The following is a 19,295-nucleotide window of genomic DNA, read 5'->3' on the forward strand; positions in this document are numbered from 1 at the left end:
TGTTGAAAAAAGGCTTCCTTCGGGAAGCCTTTCTACGTTATCGCGCCATCAAATCTGTCGTAACTGCGCCTCAACATACAAATAGCCAATCCCCAGCACCTGTTGTGCGCGGCTTAATTGCCCGAAGCCAATCTGTGTCGCTTTTACGCTCGGCCCTTCGTCGCGGTCGAACGGGTTAAATCCCGTCTGGCGAATTATGGTATTAAGCCAGTTCTCGCCAAAGGCGCAACTGCGACCATACAACCAAATCTGATTAATATTGAGGATGTTGAGGAAGTTATACAGACTCAATCCTATAGCGTTGGCAGAGCGGTCAACCCAACTGGTGACCCACGGTTCTCCGCTCTGCCAGGCAGCGATTAATTGCGCGGTAGTCAGTTTTTCGGGATCAAGCTGAGTATTAGCCGGTTGTGATTTTAGCCATACCCGCGCCTGCTTTTTAAATGCGCTTAACGAGGCGACGGTTTCCAGACAGCCATAACGCCCGCAGTCGCAGGCGACGCCATCCGGGTTAACGATGGTGTGACCAATCTGTCCGCTGCCATACAGACTGCCGCGATAAATTTGCTCGTTAATCACGAACGACGAGCCAATGCCGTAATCAACGTTGATTACGCAGAAATCCCGTCCCTGCGAATTATTTTGCCATTTCTCCGCCAGCGCCAGCATCACACAGTCATTATCGACCATCACCCGAATGCCGAGCTTCTCTTCCAGCAGATACTTCACCTCAACCGGCGTAGTCCACGGCGCTTGCGGCATGGTTTGCGACACACCGGTCACTGGATCAACCTGACCGTGGATTGCCAGCGCCAGATTGATGGTACGACCCGGCCACAATTTACGGTGGCGATGCCAGCATTTTTCGATTTCGGACAGCAGAGCCTGCGGCGTCGGTGCATCAATCTGTAAATATTCAAATACACCTTTCGGACTTAAACAGGCATTAGCGACCTGGCACTCAATGCTGGTGGGCGTAACGTTCAGGCACAGCGTCCAGTCGCCATCCGGCGCAATCAGCCATGTGCCGCTACTATGCCCGCGCGTCTGGCTTTCATCGTCGATATTCACCACCCGCTTTTCGTTTTCCAGCTCCTGCAAAATGTTACTGACCGCCGGAATCGAAATTTGCGCCAGCCGGGCGAGCGTCGATTTATTGGCGCGTTTTTGCCGGTACAGCAGTTCCAGAATCACGCATTTGTTATGGTGGCGGATCTGTTGATTGTTAATGCAGGCTCTCATCTTCACTAAACCTTGTTTAGTTAATTGCGTGATTATTCCGCGAAAACATTGCCAGATTGTTCAATACACTGCCACAAATCTTTTAATTCAGTATGTCTTGTTAATATTGAGGGCACCATGACTCCAGTAAAAGTGTGGCAAGAGCGCGTTGAGATCCCGACCTATGAAACCGGGCCGCAGGATATACATCCCATGTTCCTGGAAAATCGCGTTTATCAGGGATCGTCCGGCGCGGTTTATCCCTACGGCGTGACCGATACGTTGAATGAGCAGAAAACTCTGAAATCCTGGCAGGCAGTGTGGCTGGAAAACGACTACATCAAAGTGATGATCCTGCCGGAGCTGGGCGGTCGTGTGCATCGCGCGTGGGATAAAGTGAAACAGCGCGATTTTGTCTATCACAATGAAGTCATTAAACCTGCGCTGGTGGGGCTGCTGGGGCCGTGGATTTCCGGCGGGATTGAGTTTAACTGGCCGCAACACCATCGCCCGACGACCTTTATGCCCGTTGATTTCACTCTCGAAGCCCATGAAGACGGCGCACAGACTGTATGGGTTGGCGAAACGGAGCCGATGCACGGTCTACAGGTGATGACCGGCTTCACGCTGCGCCCTGACCGTGCGGCGCTGGAAATCGCCAGCCGCGTCTATAACGGCAACGCCACGCCGCGTCATTTCTTGTGGTGGGCCAACCCGGCAGTGAAAGGGGGGGAAGGGCATCAGAGCGTTTTCCCGCCCGATGTGACAGCGGTGTTTGATCACGGCAAACGCGCAGTTTCCGCTTTCCCCATCGCCACTGGCACCTACTACAAAGTGGACTACTCCGCCGGCGTGGACATTTCGCGTTATAAAAACGTGCCTGTTCCTACCTCATATATGGCTGAAAAATCGCAGTACGATTTTGTTGGCGCGTGGTGTCACGATGAAGATGGCGGTTTATTACACGTTGCCAACCACCACATTGCGCCGGGTAAAAAACAGTGGAGCTGGGGACACAGTGAATTTGGTCAGGCCTGGGATAAGAGTCTGACCGACAATAACGGCCCGTATATCGAGCTGATGACCGGCATTTTTGCCGATAACCAGCCCGATTTTACCTGGCTTGATGCTTACGAAGAGAAGCGTTTCGAGCAGTATTTCCTGCCTTACCATTCTTTAGGTATGGTGCAAAACGCCTCCCGCGATGCGGTAATTAAATTACAGCGTAGCGAGCGGGGGATTGAGTGGGGGCTGTATGCCATCTCCCCGTTGAACGGATACCGACTGGCGATCCGTGAAATAGGCAAGCGCGAGGCGTTACTTGATGATGCCGTTGCCCTGACGCCAGCGACCGCCATCCAGGGTGTGTTGCACGGTATTGATCCGGACAGAATGACCATCGAACTTTCCGATGCGGATGGCAATATTGTACTGAGTTATCAGGAACATCAGCCACAAGAGTTGCCGCTGCCGGACGTCGCCAAAGCACCACTGGCAGCACAAGACATTACCAGTACAGATGAAGCCTGGTTTATCGGTCAGCATCTGGAGCAATATCATCACGCCAGCCGTTCACCGTTCGATTACTATCTGCGCGGCGTGGCGCTGGACCCGCTGGATTATCGCTGTAACCTGGCGCTGGCGATGCTGGAATATAACCGTGCCGATTTCCTGCAAGCGGTGGCGTATGCCAGTCAGGCGCTGAAACGCGCACATGCGCTGAACAAAAACCCGCAGTGTGGGCAAGCCAGTTTGATCCGCGCCAGTGCGTATGAGCGTCAGGGACAATATCAACAAGCCGAAGAGGATTTCTGGCGAGCGGTCTGGAGCGGCAACAGTAAAGCGGGGGGCTATTACGGTCTGGCACGGCTGGCGGCGCGTAATGGCAACTTCGATGCAGGGCTGGATTTTTGCCAACAGAGTCTGCGCGCCTGCCCAACCAATCAGCAAGTGCTGTGCCTCCATAATCTGCTGCTGGTGTTAAGCGGTCGTCAGGACAATGCGCGTTTACAGCGTGAGAAACTGCTGCGCGATTACCCGCTGAACGCCACCTTGTGGTGGCTGAACTGGTTCGATGGTCGTACCGAGTCTGCCCTCACGCAGTGGCGTGGTCTGTGTCAGGGGCGTGACGTTAACGCCCTGATGACCGCCGGGCAACTGATTAACTGGGGAATGCCCGCTCTGGCGGCAGAGATGCTGAACGCTCTGGACTGCCAGCGAACGCTGCCGCTTTATCTGCAAGCCAGTTTGTTGCCGAAAGCTGAGCGCGGCGAATTGATTGCGAAAGCCATTGACGTGTTCCCGAAGTTTGTTCGTTTCCCTAATACGCTGGAAGAAGTCGCGGCACTGGAGAGTATTGAAGAGTGCTGGTTCGCCCGTCATTTACTGGCCTGTTTCCACTACAACAAGTGCAGTTATGGCAAAGCGATAGCGTTATGGCAACGTTGCGTAGAGATGACGCCGGAGTTTGCCGACGGCTGGCGCGGGTTAGCGATCCATGCGTGGAATAAGCAGCATGATTATGAACAGGCCGCCCGTTATCTTGATAATGCTTATCAACTTGCGCCGCAGGATGCACGTCTGCTTTTCGAACGGGATATGCTGGATAAGTTAATCGGAGCCGCACCGGAGAAACGGCTGGCGCGTCTGGAAAATAATCTGGCAATTGCCCTGAAACGCGACGACATGACCGCAGAACTGCTCAATTTGTGGCATCTCACCGGTCAGGCAAACAAAGCGGCGGACATTCTCGCCACGCGCAAATTCCACCCGTGGGAAGGTGGGGAAGGGAAGGTGACCAGTCAGTTTATCCTCAACCAGTTGTTACGCGCCTGGCAACATCTTGATGCCAGAGAGCCGCAGCAGGCCAGCGAACTGCTTCATGCCGCGCTGCATTACCCGGAGAATTTGAGCGAAGGCCGTTTACCGGGGCAAACTGATAACGACATCTGGTTCTGGCAGGCAGTATGCGCCAAAGCACAGGGTGATGAAGTTGAGGCGACGTGTTGTTTACGCCTGGCGGCGACCGGCGATCGCACCATCAATATCCACAGTTATTACAACGATCAGCCAGTTGATTATCTCTTCTGGCAAGGGATGGCGCTGCGACTGCTGGGTGAAAAGCAAACTGCACAGCAACTGTTTACTGAAATGAAACAGTGGGCGCAAGAGATGGCGAAAACCAGTATCGAAGCGGATTTCTTCGCTGTTTCACAACCTGATTTATTGTCGCTGTATGGCGATTTACAACAGCAGCATAAAGAAAAATGCCTGATGGTGGCGATGCTGGCGGCAGCGGGATTAGGGGAGATTGCGCAATATGAATCTGTTCGCGCTGAATTGACGGCGATTAATCCGGCCTGGCCGAAAGCAGCATTATTCACTACCGTGATGCCTTTTATTTTTAACTACGTTCACTAAACCCTATTAACTGTAATCTTTGAGCGGCACGCGCTGCCGCTCATCACTAAATAATTAAAATAAGCTGTTGTAAATAAAAACCCTACAGGAGGCTCTATGCCTAAAAAAATGAGAACAACCCGTAATATAATTTTAATGGCTACGCTATTAGGTAGCGCCCTATTTGCCAGGGCTGAGGAAAAAGAAATGACCATTGGCGCAATATATCTTGATACTCAGGGATATTATGCCGGTGTGCGTCAGGGTGTTCAGGATGCAGCAAAAGATTCTTCAGTACAGGTTCAGTTAATAGAAACTAACGCCCAGGGCGATATTTCGAAAGAAAGTACCTTTGTTGATACGCTTGTGGCGCGTAATGTCGATGCCATTATTTTGTCTGCTGTTTCTGAAAATGGCAGCAGTCGCACCGTTCGTCGCGCCAGTGAGGCGGGGATTCCGGTGATTTGCTACAACACCTGTATTAATCAAAAAGGTGTCGATAAATATGTCTCGGCGTATCTGGTCGGTGATCCGCTGGAATTTGGTAAAAAACTGGGTAACGCTGCCGCCGATTATTTTATTGCCAATAAAATTGACCAGCCGAAAATTGCCGTCATCAATTGCGAAGCCTTTGAAGTTTGTGTGCAACGTCGTAAAGGATTTGAAGAAGTATTAAAAGCCCGGGTTCCCGGCGCACAAATTGTCGCTAATCAGGAAGGGACTGTTTTAGATAAAGCGATTTCCGTTGGTGAAAAACTGATTATCTCCACGCCGGATCTGAACGCCATTATGGGGGAATCGGGCGGTGCGACACTCGGTGCGGTAAAAGCGGTGCGTAATCAAAATCAGACCGGAAAAATTGCTGTTTTCGGTTCGGATATGACCACTGAAATTGCTCAGGAACTGGAAAACAACCAGGTGTTGAAAGCGGTGGTGGATATTTCCGGTAAGAAAATGGGCAATGCTGTTTTTGCGCAAACATTGAAAGTTATCAATAAACAAGCCGACGGTGAAAAAGTGATTCAGGTGCCTATCGACCTCTATACCAAAACGGAAGACGGTAAACAGTGGCTGGCAACGCACGTTGATGGTCTGCCCTAATAGCTGATTCGCAGAGGTTCCTATGTTCACGGCAACAGAGGCAGTCCCGGTAGCAAAAATGGTGGCAGGAAATAAGCGTTATCCCGGCGTCGTTGCGCTGGATAACGTTAACTTTACGCTCAATAAAGGCGAAGTTCGCGCGCTGTTAGGTAAAAACGGCGCGGGCAAATCGACCCTCATTCGAATGCTTACCGGTAGCGAACGTCCGGACAGCGGTGATATCTGGATTGGCGAGACGCGACTGGAAGGTGACGAAGCTACGCTGACTCGCCGTGCCGCTGAACTGGGGGTACGTGCGGTTTATCAGGAATTAAGTCTGGTTGAAGGGCTGACGGTGGCGGAAAACCTCTGCCTCGGTCAGTGGCCTCGCCGCAACGGCATGATTGATTACCTGCAAATGGCGCAGGATGCCCAACGTTGCTTACAGGCGCTGGGCGTTGACGTTAGCCCTGAACAACTTGTTTCAACGCTAAGCCCGGCGCAAAAGCAACTGGTGGAAATTGCGCGGGTGATGAAGGGCGAGCCGCGCGTGGTCATTCTTGATGAACCTACCAGTTCGCTTGCCAGTGCGGAAGTTGAACTGGTGATCAGCGCGGTTAAAAAGATGTCGGCACTGGGCGTGGCGGTGATTTATGTCAGCCACCGGATGGAAGAAATCCGCCGCATTGCCTCCTGTGCCACCGTTATGCGCGATGGTCAGGTGGCGGGCGATGTGATGCTCGAAAACACCTCAACTCGCCATATTGTGTCGTTGATGCTCGGGCGCGATCACGTTGATATTGCACCGGTTGCAGCTCAGGAGATTGCGGATCAGACCGTACTGGAAGTTCGCGCGTTACGCCACAGACCAAAACTTACAGAGATCAGTTTTTCCCTGCGTCGTGGCGAAGTGCTCGGCATTGCTGGCCTGCTGGGGGCAGGGCGCAGTGAATTGTTGAAAGCGATAGTTGGGCTGGAGACGTATGAACAGGGCGAAATTGTTATCAACGGCGAGAAAATCACGCGCCCCGATTACGGCGACATGCTGAAACGCGGCATTGGCTATACGCCAGAAAACCGCAAAGAAGCGGGGATCATTCCCTGGCTGGGCGTTGACGAAAATACAGTGCTGACCAATCGGCAAAAAATCAGCGCCAACGGTGTGCTGCAATGGTCCACCATCCGCCGCCTGACCGAAGAGGTGATGCAGCGGATGACGGTCAAGGCCGCCAGTAGCGAAACGCCCATCGGCACGCTTTCTGGCGGTAATCAGCAAAAAGTGGTGATTGGTCGTTGGGTCTATGCCGCCAGCCAGATTTTATTGCTCGACGAGCCAACGCGCGGCGTCGATATCGAAGCCAAACAGCAGATCTACCGGATTGTCCGCGAGCTGGCCTCCGAAGGGAAAAGCGTGGTGTTTATCTCCAGTGAAGTGGAGGAATTGCCGCTGGTGTGCGACCGCATCTTGTTATTACAGCACGGTACGTTCTCGCAGGAGTTTCACTCACCGGTCAATGTGGATGAGCTGATGTCCGCCATTCTGTCTGTGCACTGATGAATTTTACCGAGGAACCTGAAGATGTCTGCTTCGTCATTACCATTGCCGCAGGGCAAGAGCGTTTCGCTCAAACAATTTGTCAGTCGCCACATTAATGAGATCGGTCTGCTGGTGGTGATTGCCATTCTTTATCTGGTCTTCTCCCTGAACGCGCCTGGCTTTATCTCATTGAATAATCAGATGAACGTTCTGCGCGATGCTGCCACCATCGGGATCGCTGCCTGGGCGATGACGTTGATTATTATCTCCGGTGAAATTGATGTCAGTGTTGGGCCGATGGTGGCTTTTGTCTCGGTGTGCCTGGCGTTTTTACTGCAATTTGACGTTCCGCTGGCGGTGGCGTGTCTGCTGGTGTTGCTGTTAGGTGCGCTGATGGGGACGCTGGCCGGGGTGCTGCGCGGTGTATTTAACGTGCCAAGTTTCGTTGCCACGCTGGGGTTGTGGAGCGCCCTGCGCGGGATGGGCTTGTTTATGACGAACGCACTGCCCGTGCCCATTGATGAAAACGAGGTGCTGGACTGGCTGGGTGGGCAATTTCTCGGCGTGCCGGTATCCGCGCTGATCATGATGGTGTTGTTTGCGCTGTTTGTGTTCATCAGCCGTAAAACCGCTTTCGGACGCTCGGTGTTTGCTGTTGGCGGTAATGCCACAGCGGCACAGTTGTGCGGCATTAACGTTCGTCGGGTGCGCATTCTTATCTTTACTCTTTCGGGAGTATTGGCGGCAGTCACCGGGATTTTGCTGGCGGCTCGCCTCGGTTCCGGTAACGCAGGCGCCGCAAACGGTCTGGAGTTTGATGTCATTGCTGCGGTCGTGGTCGGCGGTACGGCACTTTCCGGCGGTCGTGGCTCGCTGTTCGGTACGCTACTTGGCGTGCTGGTGATTACGCTAATCGGTAACGGTCTGGTGCTGCTTGGAATTAACTCCTTTTTCCAGCAGGTGGTGCGCGGCGTAATCATCGTGGTGGCGGTGCTGGCGAATATCTTGCTGACCCAGCGAAGCACTAAAGCGAAACGCTAAACCTTAACGCCCCTGGCGCGGGTGCGGCAGGGATGAAAATTAATCGTATTGTTAATGAGGGATTTATGAAAACGATGCTGGCAGCTTATTTACCAGGAAATTCCACCGTCGATCTGCGGGAAGTTGCGGTGCCAACGCCGGGGATTAACCAGGTACTGCTCAAAATGAAATCCTCCGGAATTTGCGGGAGCGATGTCCACTATATCTATCATCAACACCGCGCCACGGCGGCGGCGCCCGATAAACCGTTATACCAGGGATTTATCAACGGTCATGAACCGTGCGGGCAGATTGTAGCGATGGGGCAGGGTTGCCGCCATTTTAAAGAGGGCGACCGTGTGCTGGTGTATCACATTTCTGGCTGTGGTTTTTGCCAGAACTGCCGTCGCGGTTTTCCTATTTCTTGTACTGGCGAAGGAAAAGCCGCTTACGGCTGGCAGCGTGACGGTGGTCATGCCGAATATCTGCTGGCGGAAGAAAAAGACCTGATTCTCCTGCCGGACGCGTTGAGCTACGAAGATGGTGCGTTTATCAGTTGCGGCGTTGGCACGGCGTATGAAGGGATCTTGCGCGGCGAAGTCTCTGGCAGCGATAACGTGCTGGTGGTCGGTTTGGGGCCTGTCGGCATGATGGCGATGATGCTGGCGAAAGGTCGCGGTGCAAAACGGATCATCGGCGTTGATATGCTGCCGGAACGTCTGGCGATGGCGAAACAGTTAGGCGTGATGGATCACGGTTATTTAGCAACCACCGAAGGTCTGCCGCAGATTATTGCTGAACTCACCCACGGCGGCGCAGATGTTGCGCTCGATTGTTCCGGTAATGCCGCAGGTCGTTTGCTGGCATTGCAATCCACTGCCGACTGGGGACGCGTGGTCTACATCGGAGAAACCGGAAAAGTGGAGTTCGAGGTTAGCGCCGACCTGATGCATCATCAACGGCGGATTATTGGCTCCTGGGTAACCAGTTTATTCCATATGGAAAAATGCGCCCACGATTTGACCGACCGGAAACTATGGCCGCGTAACGCCATTACCCACCGCTTCTCGCTGGAACAGGCTGGTGATGCCTATGCGCTGATGGCAAGCGGCAAATGCGGCAAAGTCGTGATTAACTTCCCGGATTAAGGAGTTAGCGAATGGCCATCTATACCTTATCTCACGGGGCGCTAAAGCTGGACGTTTCTGACCAGGGTGGTGTCATTGAAGGTTTCTGGCGCGATACGACGCCACTGCTACGTCCCGGTAAAAAAAACGGTGTGGCAACTGATGCCTCCTGTTTTCCGCTGGTGCCGTTTGCAAACCGGGTGAGCGGCAACCGTTTTGTCTGGCAGGGGCGTGAGTATCAACTGCAACCGAATGTTGAGTGGGATGCGCACTATCTGCACGGCGATGGTTGGCTGGGTCAGTGGCAATGCGCATCGCGCAGTGATGATAGCTTGTGTCTGGTGTATGAACATCGCAGTGGTATTTATCACTATCGGGCAAGTCAGGCGTTTCATTTGACGGCAGATGCATTGACGGTCACGCTCTCTGTCACCAATCAAGGGGCAGAATCTTTGCCGTTTGGTACGGGCTGGCATCCTTATTTTCCGTTGTCGCCGCAAACGCGGATTCAGGCACAGGCGAGCGGTTATTGGCTGGAGCGGGAACAGTGGCTGGCGGGCGAGTTTTGTGCGCAGTTACCGCAGGAACTGGATTTCAACCAGCTCGCGCCGCTGCCGCGCCAGTGGGTGAACAATGGTTTTGCCGGCTGGAATGGTCAGGCATGCATTGAGCAGCCGCAGGAGGGTTACGCCATCATCATGGAAACGACGCCACCTGCGCCATGCTATTTCATCTTTGTTTCCGACCCGGCGTTTGATAAAGGTTATGCGTTTGATTTCTTCTGTCTGGAACCAATGAGTCATGCGCCAGATGACCATCATCGCCAGGAAGGTGGTGACCTCATTGCGCTTGCACCGGGGGAATCGACAACCTCAGCGATGTCGTTGCGGGTGGCGTTGCTGTAATTTATAAGATGCCGGATAAGGCGTTCACGCCGCATCCGGCATCTTTTCTAACGTCGATCGAGAGAAATCGCCCCCGGCCCGGTAATTGCCAGCAGCAGGAATGCGCCAGCGATACTGATATTCTTCCAGAAATTAATCATATTTGGTCCGACCGCATCTCCGGTCATATCCCAGTAATGGTGACCAATCACCGCCGTGCCCAGCGTGTAGAAAATAAACAGTACCGCCAGCGGACGGGTGAAAAAGCCAAGCACGATTAATATCGCGGCAGGCACTTCCATAATTACCGCAATAAGGGCCGCAAGCGTTGGCATCGGCGCACCCAGCGAGGCCATATATTGTACCGTACCGTCAAAGCCCATCATTTTGGGAAAACCAAAAATAATGAAAATTAAGATGACGGCAATACGAGCAATTAATAACAACACGGGGCGGGCGGCGCCAAAATCAAAATAACGTAGTGTGTTCATAACCAATCCCTTTGCAAGATAATGTGATTTAAACGTAATACACACACTCGCACCTCGCCACGCCTCAGCAGATGAGAAATTTGGTAATTATCCAGGTCAGCATCCAGCGCATTTTCTGTAGGTGATATTTTGTTAGCGGTATTAACGATAATTTTTTCCAGAATGGTGTACTGGAAGTGGCCCTGATTTTCTTATTTTTCAACTTGCAACAACATTCGATTAACCTCAGACTTACGCCTCCTGACGGGAGGGACTCATGGTTTTGCAATCCACGCGCTGGCTGGCGCTCGGTTATTTCACATACTTTTTTAGCTACGGTATTTTTCTACCTTTCTGGAGCGTCTGGCTTAAGGGGATTGGCTTAACGCCAGAAACTATCGGCCTGTTGTTGGGGGCAGGGCTGGTTGCCCGTTTTCTCGGTAGTTTGCTCATCGCGCCCCGCGTCAGCGATCCTTCTCGCCTGATTTCTGCACTTCGTGTACTGGCGTTGTTGACACTGCTGTTTGCCGTCGCCTTCTGGGCTGGCGCACATGTGGCGTGGCTGATGCTTGTGATGGTCGGTTTTAACCTCTTTTTCTCACCGCTGGTGCCGTTAACTGACGCGCTGGCGAATACCTGGCAAAAGCAGTTTCCGCTTGATTACGGCAAAGTGCGACTTTGGGGCTCAGTGGCGTTTGTCATTGGTTCGGCGCTGACGGGCAAACTGGTCAGCGTGTTTGATTATCGGGTGATTCTCGCGATGTTGACGCTGGGCGTGGCATCCATGCTACTTGGTTTTCTGATTCGCCCGACCATTCAACCGCAAGGGGAGAGCCGCCAGCAGGAGAGCACGGGGTGGCCGGCCTGGCTGGCGCTGGTTCGCCAGAACTGGCGCTTTCTGGCCTGCGTTTGTCTATTGCAGGGGGCGCACGCAGCATATTACGGTTTTAGCGCCATATACTGGCAGGCGGCGGGTTACTCGGCTTCGGCGGTGGGCTATTTATGGTCGCTTGGTGTGGTGGCGGAAGTCATTATCTTTGCGCTGAGTAACAAACTTTTCCGTCGCTGTAGCGCCCGCGATATGTTGTTGATTTCGGCGATTTGCGGGGTAGTACGTTGGGGCATTATGGGGGCAAGCACTGAGCTACCGTGGCTGATAGTGGTGCAAATTCTGCATTGCGGCACCTTTACCGTGTGCCACCTGGCCGCCATGCGCTACATTGCCGCTCGTCAGGGAAGCGAGGTTATCCGTTTACAGGCGGTTTATTCTGCCGTCGCGATGGGCGGCAGTATCGCTATCATGACCGTCTTCGCCGGTTTCCTGTATCAATATCTCGGACATGGCGTGTTTTGGGTGATGGCGCTGGTGGCGCTTCCGGCAATTTTTTTGCGCCCGAAAGTGGTTCCCTCATGCTGATTATTCCAGCATTTTACGGATCTGCTCCTGTTGGTGTGCGGTCAGGATCTGATTCGTATGAATCAGCGGCGGCGAAAAGAGCGGCAAAGGGATGGTATAAGGGGTAATAATCAGCACCGTATTTTTCGGGGCGCCATTTCGTAAAAATGTCTTCACCGATATATGCTTAATATTGAGTGGCAATAGTGTAAGTTCGCGCAATTGCTGCTCAATATTCGCTTCTCTTTCACTGTCATTGCCCGTCAACAAAATAATCTTTTTTTCGTTAATTTCATTTGCTTGCATCAGCCATGCGCCGAAAATCACCGCTACCAGGCCACTTTCCTCATCGGAAAAACGGACATTGTATTCATTTTCAAACCCGGTTAGCGCCGCGCGAGTTGTACGAACCAGGCGTGGGTAAAGTCGGCTGAACTCTTCTGGCAAGGTGTTATCAATACCGATGGCAAACAAACTACGACGTAATGCCTGAGCGAGATGAGTATAAAGCTGATCGCATAACCCCTGTTCATCATAGAAACGAACATTTCCCTGCTCACGAAAACGTTGTACCAAACGAACAATGGCCAGACGTAATTGCCGATCGCGCTGATGAGCATCCTGCAGCGGGTTGGGAACTTGCAACATGGAAAAGAGCAACGCCATAAACAACGGTTCATCTGGTGGAACAGGCTGGCGTGCCCGGCGTTGCCAGTGGCGACCAATTTCCTGCGCTACCTGAAACTCAAGACAGGACTCAGCCCATCGACGTTGCAGCGGGTTAAAATGTGGCGAGATCCCGGCGTGATGTTGTAGCAGGCAATATTGCAGATACAGGCACAGAAAATGAACATCACGTGCTTCAAAGCATTTTTGCAACCGTCGTGCACAGAGATTAACTAAAGCTTGCAGGTTGGTATCGTCGTAAAAGTTACGAGCAATCCCACGGCGCTTCAGTTCTTCCTTTAAGGCCGGAGTGAAACGGTTAGTGATGAATGATGGACATAAACGGAAACCGCGTCGTAGCCAGTGAAATAAACATAAACGTTGGTTAAGTACTGTACCTTCGACCCGGTAGCTACCGTCATAGCCAGTGGTGAGCGTGAGCTGGTGATAGCGGAGGATTTCCCGTCCTGTTTCGCTGATATCGCGAACCGCAATATTATCATCCACACCATTAAGCTCGCTGAGAGTGGCCGTGGTGGCGGTCAACCACGGCTGAAATAGTGTCAGCAAGATCTGGCAGCGGCGCTGGGGAGCAGAAAGGACAGATGGTGGAGCAAGTGTAGGCATCATCTGTAGATCTCCCATAAGCATAATTGATAAGAATAGCTAAAGTTTGCTTAGGGAAATGGTGAATGGAATGCTAATTATCAGAAATGCTGGCAGACATCACAGAATTTTTATCGATTTAAACCGATATGATCAGTTTAATACCATGTGTTAATGTGATTTATTGCTGTTTTATTCTTAGTGGGAATTCCCGGGATTCAATGCACTGAGAATAAAATCCACCATCTGCTCGCGGTAAACATCACCATGACGTTCCGAAAAGGCATCAATGTGTTCGCCGTCAGGGATCAGAATCAGGCGTTTTGGCTCTTTCGCCAGGCCATACAATTTTTCACTGTGCTGCCACGGGATAACATGATCGGCTTTACCGTGAATCAGTAAAAGCGGGATCGGGCTGACGCTGGCGATGTAATTTTCGCCGCTATAACTCTCATCAAGAAAATAGCCACTGCCAGGGATCATTTGGTTGGCGATGGCCGAATAAGAGGCAAACGTGGAGTCGAGGATCACCGCACGTATGCCCTCACTTTCTCCCTGACAAATAACACCCAGAATATTTGCCCCGCCAATACTCTGCCCGAACAGCACCAGCCGTTGTGGGTTTACATCACTGCGATGGCGCACCACGCTGATGGCGCTTAGCGTATCGTCCAGTAATCCAGCCTGGGACGGCGTGCCTTTTGATTTACCAAACCCGCGATAGTCAAACATAAAAACATTGAAATTGCGCTCGGGTAACCAACTGACCAGCGGCCAGTGGGCGGACATGTTTCCGGCATTGCCGTGAGCATGAATGATGGTTGCGATGGCGTTGTCAGCGGAACCCGTCGAAGAGGGGATAAACCAGCCTTGCAGACGAGTACCGTCCTTAGCCGTAAATTCGACGGATTCTGCAGACCAGGGTTCAGGGCCGTAAATTTTGTCGTCAGGATAATAGAAGAAGTTGATGGCTACGCGTGGTACTAAATAAATACAGAAGGCAACAACAAAGAGGGTAAACAGAATTTTGAGAACGCGTTTGTTCACGGGCAGTGCCATAACCTTTCCTTGCGACTTCTTTATAATCCATTAATCGGCGAAAGATGGTGGGAGAGTGGCGAAAGAAAGTAAAGTGGTGAGGAAGTATTTCGGAATAGCGCCTGAAAGGCGAGGGCGGGTGAGTGATACCACCCGCCAGAGTCATTAACGCTTCAGAGCGTCGCTTAACTCGTCACGCATATTTGACAGCATGGCTTTTACTACGCGCGGGTTACCTGCAACGATGTTACCGGTCAGCATGTAGTTATGACCACCGGTGAAATCGCTGACGATACCGCCTGCTTCACGAACCAGCAGTTCGCCTGCGGCGAAGTCCCACGGGCGCAGACCAATTTCGAAGAAACCGTCAACGCGACCAGCGGCTACGTAAGCCAGATCCAGCGCCGCAGAACCGGTACGACGGAAGTCAGCGCATTCGCTAAACAGTTTGCCAACGATATTGATGTAGGTGGTTGCGTACTGTTTCGCTTTGAAAGGGAAGCCGGTCGCCAGAATAGTACCGTCGAGATCGCGAGCGGTGCTGCCGCGCAGACGGTAGCCGTTCAGCTGTGCGCCCTGACCGCGAGTGGCGGTGAACAGTTCGTTACGCATAGGATCGTAAACCACAGCAACTTCAGTGCGGCCTTTGATACGAACGGCGATAGATACCGCGAAGTGCGGCAGACGTTTGATAAAGTTGGTAGTGCCATCCAGTGGATCGATAACCCATTGAACATCCTGATCAGTACCTTCAAGTTCACCGCTTTCTTCGGTGATGATGGTGTGCTGTGGGTAAGATTTACGAATCGTGTCGATAATCACCGCTTCGGCAGCTTTATCTACGTTGGTCACGAAGTCGTTACTGCCTTTCTGGCTCGCTTCTACAGCGTCTGGGGTTTCATAGTTTTTGGCAATTAAATTACCCGCCTTGCGCGCTGCGCGCACGGCGATGTTCAGCATCGGATGCATCGGTCTCTCTCACTGGATGTTAAAGAACGGGAAAACGGCGCAGAGTATAGCAGCGAGATCGGCATCTGTCTTCGTTTTATGATAAGATGCGCGAATAATCTTTAGACGAAGAAAGACAATGCTGCAAAATATTCGAATTGTGCTGGTGGAGACGTCACACACCGGCAATATGGGTTCTGTTGCCCGTGCCATGAAAACAATGGGATTAACCAATCTGTGGCTGGTTAATCCACTGGTGAAACCTGACTCCCAGGCGATTGCCCTGGCAGCAGGGGCCAGCGATGTGATTGGTAATGCTCACATCGTCGATACGCTCGACGAAGCGTTAGCCGGTTGTAGCCTGGTGGTGGGCACCAGCGCACGCTCCCGCACTCTGCCGTGGCCGATGCTCGACCCGCGCGAATGCGGTCTGAAAAGCGTCGCTGAAGCGGCAAATACCCCGGTGGCGCTGGTTTTTGGTCGCGAGCGCGTCGGCTTGACCAATGAAGAGTTGCAGAAATGCCATTATCATGTCGCGATTGCCGCTAACCCGGAATACAGTTCGCTGAATCTGGCGATGGCGGTTCAGGTTATTGCCTATGAAGTGCGCATGGCCTGGCTGGCAACTCAGGAAAATGGTGAGCAGGTCGAGCATGAAGAGACGCCGTATCCGCTGGTCGATGATCTGGAGCGTTTTTATGGTCATCTGGAACAAACGCTGCTGGCAACCGGTTTTATTCGTGAAAACCATCCGGGGCAGGTGATGAATAAATTGCGCCGTCTGTTTACCCGTGCGCGCCCGGAAAGCCAGGAATTGAATATCCTGCGCGGGATTCTGGCTTCTATAGAGCAGCAGAATAAAGGTAATAAGGCCGAATAATAGTGGTTGCCTGATGCGACGCTTAACGCGTCTTATCAGGCCTGCAGTGCACAGAGCCTCAGGTCGGATAAGGCGTTCACGTCGCATCCGACAACAGGTACAAACGGCACGATAAAAAAATGGCACTGAAGGTTAAATACCCGACTAAATCAGTCAAGTAAATAGTTGACCAATTTACTCGGGAATGTCAGACTTGACCCTGCTATGCAATACCCCCACTTTTACAATAAAAAACCCCGGGCAGGGGCGAGTTTGAGGTGAAGTAAGACATGAGACTGACATCTAAAGGGCGCTATGCCGTGACCGCAATGCTTGACGTTGCGCTCAACTCTGAAGCGGGCCCGGTACCGTTGGCTGATATTTCCGAACGTCAGGGAATTTCCCTTTCTTATCTGGAACAACTGTTTTCCCGTCTGCGTAAAAATGGTCTGGTTTCCAGCGTACGTGGACCAGGCGGTGGTTATCTGTTAGGCAAAGATGCCAGCAGCATCGCCGTTGGCGAAGTGATTAGCGCCGTTGACGAATCTGTAGATGCTACCCGTTGTCAGGGTAAAGGCGGCTGCCAGGGCGGCGATAAATGCCTGACCCACGCGCTGTGGCGTGATTTGAGCGACCGTCTCACCGGTTTTCTCAACAACATTACTTTAGGCGAACTGGTTAATAACCAGGAAGTGCTGGATGTGTCTGGTCGTCAGCATACTCACGACGCGCCACGCACCCGCACACAAGACGCGATCGACGTTAAGTTACGCGCTTAATTTAACCGTCCTGTTTCGTGTTGCATCTGCGTTGACTGCACATACTCACTCCGGTCACTTACTTATGTAAGCTCCCGGAGATTCGTAAGTTTGTCAACTTGCTGAAACCCGAAACAGTTAGGTTAAAGATAACAAGATATTAGAATCAGGCCGGGGCGTATCGCGCTCCGTAAATACGGTCGTACATCCAGCCGGTAGCCTGGTTCCTTGCATTGAGTGATGTACGGAGTTTATAGAGCAATGAAATTACCGATTTATCTCGACTACTCCGCAACCACGCCGGTGGACCCGCGTGTTGCCGAGAAAATGATGCAGTTTATGACGATGGACGGAACCTTTGGTAACCCGGCCTCCCGTTCTCACCGTTTCGGCTGGCAGGCTGAAGAAGCCGTAGATATCGCCCGTAATCAGATTGCCGATCTGGTCGGCGCTGACCCGCGTGAAATCGTCTTTACCTCTGGTGCAACCGAATCTGACAACCTGGCGATCAAAGGTGCAGCCAACTTTTATCAGAAAAAAGGCAAGCACATCATCACCAGTAAAACTGAACATAAAGCGGTACTGGATACTTGTCGTCAGCTGGAGCGCGAAGGTTTCGAAGTCACCTACCTGGCACCGCAGCGTAACGGTATTATCGACCTGAAAGAACTCGAAGCAGCGATGCGTGATGACACCATCCTCGTTTCCATCATGCACGTGAATAACGAAATCGGCGTGGTGCAGGATATCGCGGCTATCGGCGAAATGTGCCGTGCTCGTGGCATTATCTATCACGTTGATGCAACCCAGAGCGTAGGTAAACTGCCTATCGACCTGAGCCAGTTGAAAGTTGACCTGATGTCTTTCTCCGGCCACAAAATCTACGGCCCGAAAGGTATCGGTGCGCTGTATGTGCGTCGTAAACCGCGCGTACGCATTGAAGCGCAAATGCACGGCGGTGGTCACGAGCGCGGTATGCGTTCCGGTACACTGCCTGTTCATCAGATCGTCGGTATGGGCGAAGCCTATCGCATCGCAAAAGAAGAGATGGCGACCGAGATGGAACGTCTGCGCGGTCTGCGTAACCGTCTGTGGAACGGCATCAAAGATATCGAAGAAGTTTACCTGAACGGTGACCTGGAACACGGTGCGCCGAACATTCTCAACGTCAGCTTCAACTACGTTGAAGGTGAGTCGCTGATTATGGCGCTGAAAGACCTCGCGGTTTCTTCAGGGTCCGCCTGTACGTCGGCAAGCCTCGAACCGTCCTACGTGCTGCGCGCGCTGGGGCTGAACGACGAGCTGGCACATAGCTCTATCCGTTTCTCTTTAGGTCGTTTTACTACTGAAGAAGAGATCGACTACACCATCGAGTTAGTTCGTAAATCCATCGGTCGTCTGCGTGACCTTTCTCCGCTGTGGGAAATGTACAAGCAGGGCGTGGATCTGAACAGCATCGAATGGGCTCATCATTAATCGGTATCGGAATCAGGAGAATTTATAATGGCTTACAGCGAAAAAGTTATCGACCATTACGAGAATCCGCGTAACGTGGGTTCCTTTGACAATAACGACGAGAACGTGGGCAGCGGCATGGTGGGTGCACCGGCCTGTGGCGACGTGATGAAGTTGCAGATTAAAGTCAACGATGAAGGTATCATTGAGGACGCGCGTTTTAAAACTTATGGCTGCGGTTCCGCTATCGCTTCCAGCTCCCTGGTGACCGAATGGGTGAAAGGGAAGTCTCTCGACGAAGCACAGGCGATCAAAAACACCGATATTGCAGAAGAACTTGAACTGCCACCGGTGAAAATTCACTGTTCTATTCTGGCAGAAGACGCGATCAAAGCCGCCATTGCGGACTATAAAAGCAAACGTGAAGCAAAATAAGAGTTGAGGTTTGGTTATGTCGATTACACTGAGCGACAGTGCAGCAGCGCGAGTAAATACCTTTCTGGCTAACCGTGGTAAAGGGTTTGGCCTGCGTCTGGGCGTGAGAACCTCCGGGTGTTCAGGTATGGCTTATGTACTGGAATTTGTTGACGAACCGACGCCGGAAGACATCGTGTTTGAAGACAAAGGCGTGAAAGTCGTGGTCGATGGCAAAAGCCTGCAATTTCTGGACGGTACGCAACTGGACTTCGTAAAAGAAGGCCTGAACGAAGGGTTTAAATTCACCAACCCGAACGTAAAAGATGAATGTGGTTGCGGCGAAAGCTTCCACGTCTGATGCGCATACCGATAACCCCACCGTGGTCGCCTGCGCGTGGGGTTTGTTTTACCTGA

The 19,295-nt window shown here is 52.2% G+C and carries 17 protein-coding genes; 12 read left to right on the forward strand and 5 right to left on the reverse strand.

From position 1 onward, the window contains the following. Positions 1–48: 48 nt before the first annotated feature. A complete protein-coding gene (locus LG381_RS10180) occupies positions 49–1,242 on the reverse strand; it encodes an ROK family protein (protein ID WP_225762368.1) in 1,194 nt (397 codons plus the stop codon). Between the two features lie 117 nt (positions 1,243–1,359). Between LG381_RS10180 and LG381_RS10185 the strand changes: the two genes are divergently transcribed. The 6 genes from LG381_RS10185 to LG381_RS10210 all read left to right on the forward strand — a co-directional run bounded on the left by LG381_RS10185 (position 1,360) and on the right by LG381_RS10210 (position 10,289). Beyond that, positions 1,360–4,641 (forward strand): DUF5107 domain-containing protein, encoded by a 3,282-nt coding sequence (locus LG381_RS10185; RefSeq protein WP_225762369.1) that lies wholly within the window; start codon positions 1,360–1,362, stop codon positions 4,639–4,641. A 96-nt stretch (positions 4,642–4,737) separates the two neighbouring features. Further along, positions 4,738–5,721: a substrate-binding domain-containing protein gene (locus LG381_RS10190; RefSeq protein WP_222680726.1), complete on the forward strand. Its 984-nt coding sequence runs from the start codon at positions 4,738–4,740 to the stop codon at positions 5,719–5,721. Between the two features lie 22 nt (positions 5,722–5,743). Further along, entirely contained in the window at positions 5,744–7,255 is a 1,512-nt protein-coding gene (locus tag LG381_RS10195) for a sugar ABC transporter ATP-binding protein (protein ID WP_225762370.1), read from the forward strand. 24 nt (positions 7,256–7,279) lie between these two features. Next, complete coding sequence (locus LG381_RS10200) at positions 7,280–8,278, forward strand: ABC transporter permease (RefSeq protein WP_001276660.1); 999 nt, start codon at positions 7,280–7,282, stop codon at positions 8,276–8,278. A gap of 32 nt (positions 8,279–8,310) precedes the next feature. Continuing rightward, complete coding sequence (locus tag LG381_RS10205) at positions 8,311–9,405, forward strand: zinc-binding dehydrogenase (protein ID WP_225762371.1); 1,095 nt, start codon at positions 8,311–8,313, stop codon at positions 9,403–9,405. An 11-nt stretch (positions 9,406–9,416) separates the two neighbouring features. Further along, positions 9,417–10,289 carry an aldose 1-epimerase gene (locus LG381_RS10210; RefSeq protein ID WP_225762372.1) on the forward strand — a complete coding sequence of 291 codons (873 nt, stop codon included), beginning with the start codon at positions 9,417–9,419 and terminating at the stop codon, positions 10,287–10,289. A gap of 47 nt (positions 10,290–10,336) precedes the next feature. On the opposite strand, the gene LG381_RS10215 is transcribed toward LG381_RS10210, so the two are convergent. Next, positions 10,337–10,759, reverse strand: coding sequence for a DoxX family protein (locus LG381_RS10215; RefSeq protein ID WP_085461019.1), 423 nt, complete (start codon positions 10,757–10,759; stop codon positions 10,337–10,339). Positions 10,760–11,015: 256 nt separating this feature from the next. On the opposite strand from LG381_RS10215, the gene LG381_RS10220 reads away from it, so the two are divergent. Next, positions 11,016–12,155, forward strand: coding sequence for a 3-phenylpropionate MFS transporter (locus LG381_RS10220; RefSeq protein ID WP_000244207.1), 1,140 nt, complete (start codon positions 11,016–11,018; stop codon positions 12,153–12,155). Here the strand turns inward: LG381_RS10220 and csiE are convergent, their stop codons facing one another. The 3 genes from csiE to suhB form a co-directional block, all read right to left on the reverse strand. Next, positions 12,156–13,430 carry a stationary phase inducible protein CsiE gene (gene csiE / locus LG381_RS10225; RefSeq protein WP_000983033.1) on the reverse strand — a complete coding sequence of 425 codons (1,275 nt, stop codon included), beginning with the start codon at positions 13,428–13,430 and terminating at the stop codon, positions 12,156–12,158. Between the two features lie 174 nt (positions 13,431–13,604). Beyond that, entirely contained in the window at positions 13,605–14,465 is an 861-nt protein-coding gene (locus tag LG381_RS10230) for an alpha/beta hydrolase (RefSeq protein WP_225762373.1), read from the reverse strand. Positions 14,466–14,609: 144 nt separating this feature from the next. Then, entirely contained in the window at positions 14,610–15,413 is an 804-nt protein-coding gene (gene suhB, locus LG381_RS10235; protein WP_000553455.1) for an inositol-1-monophosphatase, read from the reverse strand. Between the two features lie 118 nt (positions 15,414–15,531). Between suhB and trmJ the strand changes: the two genes are divergently transcribed. From trmJ to iscA, 5 genes are all read left to right on the forward strand, one after another. Then, positions 15,532–16,272, forward strand: coding sequence for a tRNA (cytosine(32)/uridine(32)-2'-O)-methyltransferase TrmJ (gene trmJ, locus LG381_RS10240; RefSeq protein ID WP_000940019.1), 741 nt, complete (start codon positions 15,532–15,534; stop codon positions 16,270–16,272). 269 nt (positions 16,273–16,541) lie between these two features. Then, positions 16,542–17,030: a Fe-S cluster assembly transcriptional regulator IscR gene (iscR, locus tag LG381_RS10245; protein ID WP_001241357.1), complete on the forward strand. Its 489-nt coding sequence runs from the start codon at positions 16,542–16,544 to the stop codon at positions 17,028–17,030. Positions 17,031–17,270: 240 nt separating this feature from the next. After that, positions 17,271–18,485, forward strand: coding sequence for a cysteine desulfurase (gene iscS, locus LG381_RS10250; RefSeq protein WP_001295373.1), 1,215 nt, complete (start codon positions 17,271–17,273; stop codon positions 18,483–18,485). A 27-nt stretch (positions 18,486–18,512) separates the two neighbouring features. Then, positions 18,513–18,899 (forward strand): Fe-S cluster assembly scaffold IscU, encoded by a 387-nt coding sequence (gene iscU, locus LG381_RS10255; protein ID WP_000331707.1) that lies wholly within the window; start codon positions 18,513–18,515, stop codon positions 18,897–18,899. A 16-nt stretch (positions 18,900–18,915) separates the two neighbouring features. Continuing rightward, the gene (iscA, locus tag LG381_RS10260; RefSeq protein WP_000028953.1) at positions 18,916–19,239 is read left to right on the forward strand and encodes an iron-sulfur cluster assembly protein IscA; all 324 of its coding nucleotides are present in this window, start codon (positions 18,916–18,918) and stop codon (positions 19,237–19,239) included. The last annotated feature ends 56 nt before the right edge of the window (positions 19,240–19,295 follow it).

The sequence above is a fragment of the Escherichia sp. Marseille-Q3837 genome, from assembly GCF_916618735.1.
GTDB lineage: Bacteria > Pseudomonadota > Gammaproteobacteria > Enterobacterales > Enterobacteriaceae > Escherichia > Escherichia ruysiae.

Excerpts from the sequence above, each read along its gene's own strand:
- LG381_RS10180 (WP_225762368.1), bottom strand. The coding sequence starts at position 1,242 with ATGAGAGCCTGCATTAACAATCAACAGATCCGCCACCATAACAAATGC.
- LG381_RS10185 (WP_225762369.1), top strand. The coding sequence starts at position 1,360 with ATGACTCCAGTAAAAGTGTGGCAAGAGCGCGTTGAGATCCCGACCTAT.
- LG381_RS10190 (WP_222680726.1), top strand. The coding sequence starts at position 4,738 with ATGCCTAAAAAAATGAGAACAACCCGTAATATAATTTTAATGGCTACG.
- LG381_RS10195 (WP_225762370.1), top strand. The coding sequence starts at position 5,744 with ATGTTCACGGCAACAGAGGCAGTCCCGGTAGCAAAAATGGTGGCAGGA.
- LG381_RS10200 (WP_001276660.1), top strand. The coding sequence starts at position 7,280 with ATGTCTGCTTCGTCATTACCATTGCCGCAGGGCAAGAGCGTTTCGCTC.
- LG381_RS10205 (WP_225762371.1), top strand. The coding sequence starts at position 8,311 with ATGAAAATTAATCGTATTGTTAATGAGGGATTTATGAAAACGATGCTG.
- LG381_RS10210 (WP_225762372.1), top strand. The coding sequence starts at position 9,417 with ATGGCCATCTATACCTTATCTCACGGGGCGCTAAAGCTGGACGTTTCT.
- LG381_RS10215 (WP_085461019.1), bottom strand. The coding sequence starts at position 10,759 with ATGAACACACTACGTTATTTTGATTTTGGCGCCGCCCGCCCCGTGTTG.
- LG381_RS10220 (WP_000244207.1), top strand. The coding sequence starts at position 11,016 with ATGGTTTTGCAATCCACGCGCTGGCTGGCGCTCGGTTATTTCACATAC.
- csiE (WP_000983033.1), bottom strand. The coding sequence starts at position 13,430 with ATGATGCCTACACTTGCTCCACCATCTGTCCTTTCTGCTCCCCAGCGC.
- LG381_RS10230 (WP_225762373.1), bottom strand. The coding sequence starts at position 14,465 with ATGGCACTGCCCGTGAACAAACGCGTTCTCAAAATTCTGTTTACCCTC.
- suhB (WP_000553455.1), bottom strand. The coding sequence starts at position 15,413 with ATGCATCCGATGCTGAACATCGCCGTGCGCGCAGCGCGCAAGGCGGGT.
- trmJ (WP_000940019.1), top strand. The coding sequence starts at position 15,532 with ATGCTGCAAAATATTCGAATTGTGCTGGTGGAGACGTCACACACCGGC.
- iscR (WP_001241357.1), top strand. The coding sequence starts at position 16,542 with ATGAGACTGACATCTAAAGGGCGCTATGCCGTGACCGCAATGCTTGAC.
- iscS (WP_001295373.1), top strand. The coding sequence starts at position 17,271 with ATGAAATTACCGATTTATCTCGACTACTCCGCAACCACGCCGGTGGAC.
- iscU (WP_000331707.1), top strand. The coding sequence starts at position 18,513 with ATGGCTTACAGCGAAAAAGTTATCGACCATTACGAGAATCCGCGTAAC.
- iscA (WP_000028953.1), top strand. The coding sequence starts at position 18,916 with ATGTCGATTACACTGAGCGACAGTGCAGCAGCGCGAGTAAATACCTTT.